Annotated in this window: 11 protein-coding genes; all 11 read right to left on the bottom strand. The window is 34.4% G+C overall.

Features of this window, described 5'->3' with window-relative positions:
- Window positions 1-1,121: hypothetical protein (locus COX95_02560; GenBank protein ID PIZ85991.1), on the bottom strand; the 1,121-nt coding region annotated here is incomplete at its 3' end.
- A 179-nt stretch (window positions 1,122-1,300) separates the two neighbouring features.
- Window positions 1,301-2,140 (bottom strand): prepilin peptidase, encoded by an 840-nt coding sequence (locus COX95_02555; GenBank protein PIZ85990.1) that lies wholly within the window; start codon window positions 2,138-2,140, stop codon window positions 1,301-1,303.
- 153 nt (window positions 2,141-2,293) lie between these two features.
- On the bottom strand, window positions 2,294-2,809 hold the full coding sequence (locus tag COX95_02550; GenBank protein PIZ85989.1) for a hypothetical protein: 516 nt from the start codon (window positions 2,807-2,809) through the stop codon (window positions 2,294-2,296).
- Between the two features lie 226 nt (window positions 2,810-3,035).
- Window positions 3,036-3,476 carry a hypothetical protein gene (locus tag COX95_02545; protein PIZ85988.1) on the bottom strand — a complete coding sequence of 147 codons (441 nt, stop codon included), beginning with the start codon at window positions 3,474-3,476 and terminating at the stop codon, window positions 3,036-3,038.
- Window positions 3,477-3,606: 130 nt separating this feature from the next.
- Window positions 3,607-4,821 carry a hypothetical protein gene (locus COX95_02540; protein PIZ85987.1) on the bottom strand — a complete coding sequence of 405 codons (1,215 nt, stop codon included), beginning with the start codon at window positions 4,819-4,821 and terminating at the stop codon, window positions 3,607-3,609.
- A gap of 228 nt (window positions 4,822-5,049) precedes the next feature.
- The gene (locus tag COX95_02535) at window positions 5,050-6,153 is read right to left on the bottom strand and encodes a type IV pili twitching motility protein PilT (GenBank protein PIZ85986.1); all 1,104 of its coding nucleotides are present in this window, start codon (window positions 6,151-6,153) and stop codon (window positions 5,050-5,052) included.
- 63 nt (window positions 6,154-6,216) lie between these two features.
- Window positions 6,217-7,281: a hypothetical protein gene (locus COX95_02530; GenBank protein PIZ85985.1), complete on the bottom strand. Its 1,065-nt coding sequence runs from the start codon at window positions 7,279-7,281 to the stop codon at window positions 6,217-6,219.
- Window positions 7,268-7,639 carry a four helix bundle protein gene (locus COX95_02525; GenBank protein ID PIZ85992.1) on the bottom strand — a complete coding sequence of 124 codons (372 nt, stop codon included), beginning with the start codon at window positions 7,637-7,639 and terminating at the stop codon, window positions 7,268-7,270. Before COX95_02525 ends, COX95_02530 begins: the two co-directional genes overlap by 14 nt.
- A gap of 33 nt (window positions 7,640-7,672) precedes the next feature.
- On the bottom strand, window positions 7,673-8,281 hold the full coding sequence (locus COX95_02520; GenBank protein PIZ85984.1) for a hypothetical protein: 609 nt from the start codon (window positions 8,279-8,281) through the stop codon (window positions 7,673-7,675).
- Window positions 8,269-8,748, bottom strand: coding sequence for a hypothetical protein (locus COX95_02515; GenBank protein PIZ85983.1), 480 nt, complete (start codon window positions 8,746-8,748; stop codon window positions 8,269-8,271). Before COX95_02515 ends, COX95_02520 begins: the two co-directional genes overlap by 13 nt.
- 1 nt (window position 8,749) lies before the next feature.
- On the bottom strand, window positions 8,750-9,382 hold a 633-nt coding region (locus COX95_02510), incomplete at its 5' end, for a hypothetical protein (GenBank protein PIZ85982.1).

Genomic DNA, 9,382 nt, shown 5'->3' with positions numbered 1-9,382 from the left:
AGATATTCTTTTATTTTATTTAAAGCATTTTGCTTAACGAGCAATAAATCTTCGCCCTTGATAATAAACTCACCTTCTTGACCCTTACCAATTCCGCCAAAAAAATGACTTATCTTATCTGCTTCAATATGCCTTGCGGTTCTAATAAAGACTGTTATATGATTTTCTTTTTCTAAAAATAATAAATAAACATTAATATTGGGAGCAGTAGACAAAAGTTCATCCATCACACCGTCTATCACTTCTTTTTCGATTTCAAAACCGTCTAAATCATTCTTGCCAATCATTGACCACAAAATCTTACTATTCTCATCTGTCTCTATGCTTGATAATACCTTGCCCCATGCTTTTAGTGTTATGAAAGGTTTTGTTTTAAAAAGATTTTTAACTACCAACTCATGGTTCGCTCCAGCGGCTATTAATTGAGCAGTAATCGTTAAAGATTTTGGAGTAGTATTTGAATTCTGAAAACTTCTTGTATCAGAAATAATCCCAGCCAGCAAACAAGTTGCAATGTTCTCATCCATCAGTTTAGGGTCTAACGATTCTATTAAAGAAACAAGAATTTCTGAGGTAGAGCTTGCTGTTAAATCAACCATATTAACAGCCCCGAAATAATCATTGCCTGCATGATGATCAATGTTAACCACAGGCTGGTTATAGAAAAAATCAGCATTATTTTCATGAATTGCTCCTAGGCTTTCCAAGTCAGGCGAATCTAATACAATAACTACATTAAATTTAAAATTGCCATAAGAAAAAGAAACATCTTTGGAAGTAAAATTTGCCTCCTTTGGGGATATAAAAAAATTCAGTTTACCCTGATCAGAGTTATAACTGATTTTATCTACTTCTGCTTTTTCCAAAGATAGGCTTATGACAAAATCCCTTAACCCTAAGAATTCTTTCTGAGCTTTTTCTATGCCGGGCAAAAATTTAAAATTTCCGTACGATTCGTTGTTTAACAAAAAAGTTACTTTTTTGCCCATTTTTTCTAAAATACTCGTAAGAGCCAAACCGCTTGCTATACTATCACCTTTGGCATTGTTTAACGTAGTAATTAATATATTATTATTTTTTCTTATAAGCTCAACTGCCTGCTGCTTAGGAGTCAATTCCATAGTTTCTCTCCTGACATTGAATAATCTTCTTGATATTAATTCTAGGACAAGGAATTAAAATAACATTCCAGCGACCTAGTGTCAAGAATGAATTTAGCCACCAGAAAAATTTTAATTTCTAGCTGGCAAGGGACGCACCCTTACCAAGAACAATCCCCCAACATTTTCTATTCAATTCTCTAGAAACTATGAGTAAGAAAATAATTTAGATACCAATTGATAATGGCTCCGCCAAAAAACATACAAATAAATGATGAAGCAATAAGAAAGGGTCCGAAGGGCAGAATATCTTTACGTGTTTTTTTCTTTAAAGCAATTAAGGTCAAAGCAATAATAGAGCCTGATACATATGCCAAGATAAGTGCTAAAATTGACAGTTTCCATCCTAAAACAAAACCTAAAAGCAATCCAAGCTTTATATCTCCTCCTCCAACCCATTTTCCCTTAGATATAGCATATTGGAAAAAGAAAAAGCCGGAAAAAATTAAAGCACCGAGAAGATTAGACAAAAGTGGATAGCTACCACCTAGAGTAGCTAAAACAAGAAAAAATAAAACAGATATTACAATCGATGGAGTTAAAACAATATCCGGAATCAAATAGTATTTTAAATCATAAACAAAAATAATTATTAAAGCGGCTGTAACAAGAGCGGAAAAAGCAAAAATAATAAGAGAACTTGATCCTCCTAATATTGGGATATTATTTTTCAAAAGCTCAGTATTTAGAAAAATAAAAACAAAAATAATACCTGTTGCTAACTCAACAATTGGATATTGCCATGATATTTTCTTTTTGCAATATCTGCATCTGCCTTTAAGCAATAAAAAGCTTAAAACAGGAATAAGATCAAGAATGCCAAGCTCTTTCTTACACTTAGTACATCGAGAACGATCCAAAGCAAGTTTTCCCCCATTCTTCAGGCGGTAGATTACCATATTCAAAAAGCTGCCCACGATAAGTCCGAGACAAACAACGACAAAAACTTCAAATTTAAATAAGATCGGATCTATAAACATATAATTGAAAACTCCTAAATTCTAATATCGAAACCATAAACAAATTTTAAATCCTAATGCTCTAAATATCAAATGAATAATGAATTGCCAAGTGTTTATCAAGCATCAAGAGTGTCACCCTTAACGATCTTGGCGGTTTGATAGCTTGGCTCATTACGGGAGCAACGTTAAATTATTACCGGCTTCGTATATTGGAAAAGCTTGATTGCCGCCATCGTTATTTGCTAAATTATTATTAACCTCCAAAGTAGCATTTATTTCATAAAATTTTTTATCTGCTGAAATAGAATAATTATAATCGTTATTGCTTTTAGGATCCTTTAGAATGCTTGGCATATGCCTTGGAATCAATTCACCTAACCCATTAGAATAGTAGTCGTCGTCATAATAATCGCCTAATGCACCTTCAATATTTCTTATATCTGAAACTCTTTTTGTATCTCTTGCCTTAGCTCTGGATTTATTAAGATATATAGAAATAGATGCTGCTAAAATACCAATAATTGCAACAACTACCAATATTTCAATTAAAGTAAATCCCGTTAGAAATGTTTTATTACTTTTAGTTATAAAAACTTCCTCATTTATTTTCCTATTTCTAAACAGGGTTAAATCTTCTTGCTTATTCAAAAAATCTCCACAATTATAAAAAGTAACTATTTCAATTATTTCCTTAACTAATTTTAGTCAATTTATTGATTGGTTACAATACTAATAGGGGATGTTGGTAAGGGACGCACCCTTGCCAGCAAGGATTGCAAGGGTGCGTCCCTTACCACCTTACCGCTTACTATCGTTACCAATTTGTCAAATTTAAATAGGACAACTAATTTTATAATCAATTTAAAACAGCCCCGAACGGGGCTGTTTTATCTGCACTAAATTAAATTTAAGACTAAGTACAACTTGCTTCAGTACAAGTAAATGTTGCATCTTGGGCAGTACCAGGTCCATCGTGATTACCTGTAATAGTATAAGCACCATCTCCAGCCGTACCATCAGTATATGTGAAAGCATTATGGTTCACACGACTTGCAGCTGTCCCTGCTGGTAATGTACCATAATCAGTCCAAGTTACTGGGGTAGCAGCAAAATCTGGCATAATAGCATCTGTTGGCTCAGTACCATTATTATCATCAATGTACATTTGAACCATAGTATTCACCTCTCTTGCGCCTGCTTGAGCCTGTGCTCTATGAGCTTTTTCTCTAGCATTACCTAAGTAAGCTAATATCAAAGCTGCCAGAATACCAATAATTGCAACAACAACCAAAAGTTCAATTAAGGTAAAACCTCTCGATTTACTCGAGGCAAGTCCTTTGAATTTTTTAAACATTTTTCCTCCTTAATTCTTACCTATATATAAATTATTAAAACGTATCTTAAGCTTTCGACCTACAGCTTTTAATGTATCATACCATAAATAGTTAATTAAATCAAGATTAATTCAGCTTTTCAGTTATAGCTTACATATCAGAAGCTAATTTGTAAATAGGTAGTAATATCGTACCAACAAAAACACCTACGCCCACACCCATAATCACCAGTAATATAGGCTCTAGCAAAGTTGATAGAGTAGCTACGGCATTATTCACTTCTTTATCAAAAAACTCGGATAACTTAAAAAGAACTTTATCTACATTGCCCGTTTTCTCACCAACTTCAACCATATTGGAAACCATACTTGGGAACAGGTTGCTGTGCTCTAAAGGCACTGATAAACTGATACCATTTTCCACTTGATTAGAGATTTTATTTATTGCATCTTTGTATCTAACATTACCAACAACATCAGAGACAATTGCTAATGAATCTAAAATCGATAGACCTGAAGATATAAGTGTTCCCAGGGTTCTAGCAAAACGCACCATGTAAATATTTTTAGCTAAGGTGCCTATAATAGGTATTTTAAGCTTAAAACCGTCCCACACCCATCGCCCCTTTTTAGACTTAAGATAATAGCGTATCAATGCTACAAAACCAACGGATCCTAAAACTATAACCCACCAGAATTTTCTTGCCCAATCAGATGTAGATAAAAGTAGTTTAGTAAGGAATGGCAATTTAGAGCCGGATTCTTCAAATAGCGTTTTTAACTGAGGCATAACAAACATAACAACTACTCCGCCTACTAAAACCATCACTGAAACAACAAAAACAGGATATGTCATTGCTCCTTTAATCTTCCCTCTCAAATCATAATCTTTTTCCATCTGATCAGCTAATCTTTCTAAAACTTCGTCTAATTTACCGCTTACTTCGCCGGATTTTACTAAGTTAACATATATAGAGGAAAAAACATTCGGAAATTTACTTAAGGCTTCGGAAAAGGTTATGCCGCTTTCAACATCATTAGTTACGGATTTTAAAATCTCCCATAATTTTTTATTCTTAGTTTTCTCCTGCTCCTGAAGAATTCTTAGCGACTGAATAATAGAAAGTCCGGAAGTAATCATGGTGGCTAATTGCCTTGAAAAGACAACTTTTGATTTTAAGGAAACTTTTGAAAATAAACCCGAAAACTTGCTTAAAAAAGATTTTTCACCTTTTTCAGCAATAGAAACACCTAAAAGGTTATACTTTTTTAAAAGTTCAAAAACCTGCTGCTTGTTAGATGCCTCGATGGTACCTGTTTTGAGCTTATTTTGCTTATCTCTAGCTTTGTATAAAAAAACGGCCATATTAGTTTAAATCCTGAATCCTAAACAAATCCCAATTTTTAATATCTTTAAAAAATCATTCATTTTTTTCATTGTTCAATTGTTACATTGTTATTTTACTAGATTCCCGCCTTCGCGGGAATGACGAAAGGAAGACGGGAATGACGAAAGGAAAACGGAAATGACGAAAGGAAGACAGGAATGACGAGAGAAGTATAACAATTTAGCAATTTATTTGCCTTTGGCAAATTAATGTATACCTCTGGCTAACTTTTCGAAATATGTACCATCTATAGCATAAGGCCTAGCATCTTCAAATAATATTTCACCGTTCCTTACTAAAGATGAAAGGCTTTTATCTATAGACGTCATGCCTTTATCTGCGCTTATTTGAATAATATTATTTATCTGGTGGGTTTTGCCTTCCCTAATAGTATTCCTTATGGCGGGTGTTGCAACCATAACTTCTGCTGCTACTGCCCTTCCTCCGCCTATTTTAGGAATAAGCCTTTGTGAAACAACGCCAAGTAAACTACCAGCTAACTGCATTCTTATCTGGGGCTGCTGACGGGGAGGAAAAACATCGATTATTCTATCAACTGTCTGGGCAGCATTATTTGTATGCAGAGTTGCGAATACCAGATGACCGGTTTCTGCGATAGTAATCGCAGAAGCAATTGTCTCTAAATCTCTCATTTCTCCAATCAAAATTACGTCTGGATCTTCTCGAAGAACCGAACGTAAGGCGATAGACCAAGAATACGTATCTAAGTGCATTTCCCGTTGATCTACAACCGATTTTTTTGATGTGTGAACATATTCAATAGGATCTTCCACGGTAATAATATGATAAGGCTTTTCTTCATTAATGCTTTCAACCATTGCTGCTAAAGTTGTAGACTTGCCGTGACCAGTTGGACCCGTAACCAATACAAAACCCTGAGAAGTTTTAGTAAACTCCTCGCAAATAATAGGCAGTCCTAGCTCTTGAAGGGTTCTAATCTTTCTTGGTATTAATCTTAAAGCAGCCCCCATTGTGCCTCTCTGATAAAAAAGGTTTACTCTAAATCTTGCTTCGTCACCCAAGGCGATTGAAAGATCTAATTCTTTTTCTTTTAAAAATATTTCCTTCTGTTCCTCGCTTATCATGGTAAAAATAAGCTTCTCGGCTAAATTTTGAGTCAATATCGGATATTCATCCAAAGGTATTAATCTTCCATCAACTCTTATGGTAGGGTGGGTGCCAACCAATAAATGCAAATCAGAGGCGGACCTACCGACTGTAATCTCTAATAGGTCTTCTAGGTTTACTTTTTGTTCGTTGGCTTTAATTTTTTCTGGTGAGTCCAACATATAAAATTTTGTTTACTTTAATTATTTTACCTTATATTTTGTAATTATACTATCATTTTTAGGTTACTCCCTTGTCCAAAAAACCATGTCATCTACTTTTACATCATTAGGATAAGCGCCTGTTACTCTAATATAACCGCTTAAAGGATCATCAGGATCAAGAACCCAAAAACCGGGCAATATTCTAGCCATTGTAACGTTTGGACCAGTCTGTGATACTGCCCCATAAGTAATAGAACTACAATTACTTATACACCTATAATTTGCCTGTCCTGTATTAGCTGGGTCCTTTTCTAAAACTATAGCTCTTACAACCGTATAATCTCCCTGCCGTGAGTACTCTAATTTTACTCTATAGGTTATAATCGATACATTTCTGGCAAAAGAAAAAGTATTTGAGCTTAAAGACGCATTAGCAACGCTGCCAGTCAGTTGAACCCTAATCTGCCCACCCACCCTTCTAATCAATACCCCAAAATTAGTAGCTGGTGTACCGTTATTCATACCAACAGTAAAAGAATTTCCGTTGGGTAAATTAATCAAACCTGTTACATCAAACTGCTGAACAATTAAAGATTTTTGGGGCGGATTCGTAATGATTGCCGGCAAATTGAAAGGAATTGGCGTAAAATTATCAAACCTGTTTAATCCACCGCTTGGAGGCACTAAGTATATTCTGGATTGCAATCTTCTTGTAGTTGAATTCCTTGAATTACCAGTGCTTGTAATCAACATTTGTCTTAAGGGATTACAATCAGGATCTTCCTGCACAACACTTACTGAATATCCAACATCTGAGGTTGGATTACCGTTATAATTTAAGATATTACACCAATCCACATTGGAATCGATACTATTTCTAATTTCATATAAAGCTTTTTCCATACCAGCTTCTGCAGCAAGATAAGCGCGCGCTGATTCGTCCATATTAGAAGTTATCCTAAACTCTTTTATAACCAAAACAAACATGGTAGATGTTATAACCAATACAATAGCCGAAACCATTAAAGCCCAGATTAAAGCAATCCCTTTCTGAGAATTACCAATTACCAATGACCAATGACCAAGATAATTCCTAAATCCCAATGACCAATGACCATTTTTTTTCTTTATTTCATTTGAGTTCATTATTCTCCTTGGTCTTCCTAATAATTGCAACAAAGATTAAACTTAATTCCTTAACTTCTTTTTGTAAGATTTTCAGATCATTATTAGGATTTGATAAAGTAACACTTAAAATATCAAACCAGTAATCGGTTTCTTTCGACTCTTTTTTACAGATACTTATTTTATGAATAAAGTCTTTTCTAGATTGAGCTTCATCTGCTTCACAATAGTTGGCACCAATTGAAGTCCCCGATCTAACTAGCTGAGATATTATTGGTATAGTAATTATATTCCTAGATAAATCTTTAGCAAATTTGATTAGTCTAATGCTAAAATCTCTAGTTCTTTGGCTTAAATCAAAAACTCTATTTTTATTTATTTGCTCATTGGCCATTGGGATTTGATCATTTTATTAATAATATTGTCCTTTTAATGCGGCGGCTGTAGTCATCTGGATTCTGCTCTGACCACTAGCACCTCTTTCTAAAAGAGTATCCTGATAATTTTCAATATCAGCCGCTATAGTAATATTTAAAATAACTGGCACGCCTGGGCTGTAAGTAATATCAAATGTTCTTATGTTAACATCTTTAGAAGTTAATGGTTGATTAACGATACCCCCTGGATTCATGCTCATCTCAATAACATTGATAAAAACTGACGGATTATTTGGATGTTGCCTAGCACGTCTTGCAAAACTTATATTGTAATCGACTGCTGATTCATCTTTAACGGTTAGATTTAAAGTATCTTTAACTAAATCGTTGTTAGTATCAGTCCATGTAGCCTTTCTAGCCTGTCTTACATATCGAGAAATGGTTTCCATGGCAACACGTACGTTTTGCTGACCCGAACGAGCTGAATTACTCCCCCAATAAACCCTAGTAACATTGATTAAGAATTGACCTACAAGAATGATTGTTAACGATAAAATTGTAACGGCAATTAATAATTCTATAAGAGTAAATCCCTCAGATTTATTTTTTTGCAGAATGGAATTTTTTAAATTTAATATTTCCATTTATACATCTCTGTTGAAGCTACGTAATCCTGTTGAAAGGAATTTTTTATTTGCCATCTCATTGTAATTACCACCCTTTGGGCGATTTGACCAGGGATATTGCTTACTTGAATAGATCTTCTCATGTTAGTTCCTAGTTGTTCACTTGATCCTGCAGTAAATACATCAACCCATGCAGCAGAAGCATTCATTGTCCAATTATCACCCACTTTAGACACGCTATAATTACCGTTCATAGAGAAAAATGTGCAGTAATTATTATCCCTATAATTTTTAACAGCATCCATAGCCTCTTGAGCGTATTGCACAGCAAGAGACCTAGCCTCTATTGAAGAGCCCTGATTAGAAATTCTAACCAGAATCATCATTGTGCCACTTAGGGTAACAGCTAATATACCTACCGCTATCACAATCTCTAAAAGTGTGAGCCCTGCTTTATTTAAGATTTTTTTCTTTAAATTAGCCATGCTAAAAAATAGTTAACTCGCCTGTTTTATTATTTATTTCAATTCTATAATTTTGTGAACCATTTGTCAGATTTATATTTACATCACTATTTAGAGCGCCTAAGGGGGCACAACTTCCATTAATAGAATTAGTAAATGAAGGGTTTACGTTTGTTACATAAAATCTTCCAAAAGGAGTAGTGTAAATCAAATATATTGGTGAAAACGGAGACACGCTTGAAACTACAGCTGTTCCGCCAAGAGATATTCTTCTGTCAAGTTTACTAGCTAAAGAATTACAAGAACCGCTATAGTAATAAATCTCTGGTGCCTGATTACTAGCAACTCTAACAACGGCTGCTTTCGGTATACTACCGCCTATAGTTTGAACAGCCAATGCATTAGATTGCACAAGCCTTATATCTGCAACCATTGTCCTAACGGACTGTTCCAGGGCACGACCCTTTTTTTGTGAATTATATATAAGAAAACCAGCCGCTAATAACAATACAACTGAAATAGACATAACAATTAGAAGTTCAAGGGTTGTAAAACCTTTATTTAAATTCTTAAATTCTAATGACCAATGACTGATGACTAAGTTATTGCTTGATAATTGAGATTTGGTTATTTTCTTATTCTTTTGGTTATTGGT

This window comes from bacterium CG_4_10_14_0_2_um_filter_33_32 (assembly GCA_002792735.1).
Lineage (GTDB): Bacteria > Patescibacteriota > CPR2_A > CG2-30-33-46 > CG2-30-33-46 > CG2-30-33-46.
Note: the sequence above shows the minus strand (reverse complement) of the source record. Positions and strands in the feature narration are given on the sequence as shown.

Bases quoted from the DNA above. Each gene is read 5' to 3' on its own strand.
- COX95_02555 (PIZ85990.1), bottom strand. From the start codon at position 2,140: ATGTTTATAGATCCGATCTTATTTAAATTTGAAGTTTTTGTCGTTGTT.
- COX95_02545 (PIZ85988.1), bottom strand. From the start codon at position 3,476: ATGTTTAAAAAATTCAAAGGACTTGCCTCGAGTAAATCGAGAGGTTTT.
- COX95_02540 (PIZ85987.1), bottom strand. From the start codon at position 4,821: ATGGCCGTTTTTTTATACAAAGCTAGAGATAAGCAAAATAAGCTCAAA.
- COX95_02535 (PIZ85986.1), bottom strand. From the start codon at position 6,153: ATGTTGGACTCACCAGAAAAAATTAAAGCCAACGAACAAAAAGTAAAC.
- COX95_02530 (PIZ85985.1), bottom strand. From the start codon at position 7,281: ATGAACTCAAATGAAATAAAGAAAAAAAATGGTCATTGGTCATTGGGA.
- COX95_02520 (PIZ85984.1), bottom strand. From the start codon at position 8,281: ATGGAAATATTAAATTTAAAAAATTCCATTCTGCAAAAAAATAAATCT.
- COX95_02515 (PIZ85983.1), bottom strand. From the start codon at position 8,748: ATGGCTAATTTAAAGAAAAAAATCTTAAATAAAGCAGGGCTCACACTT.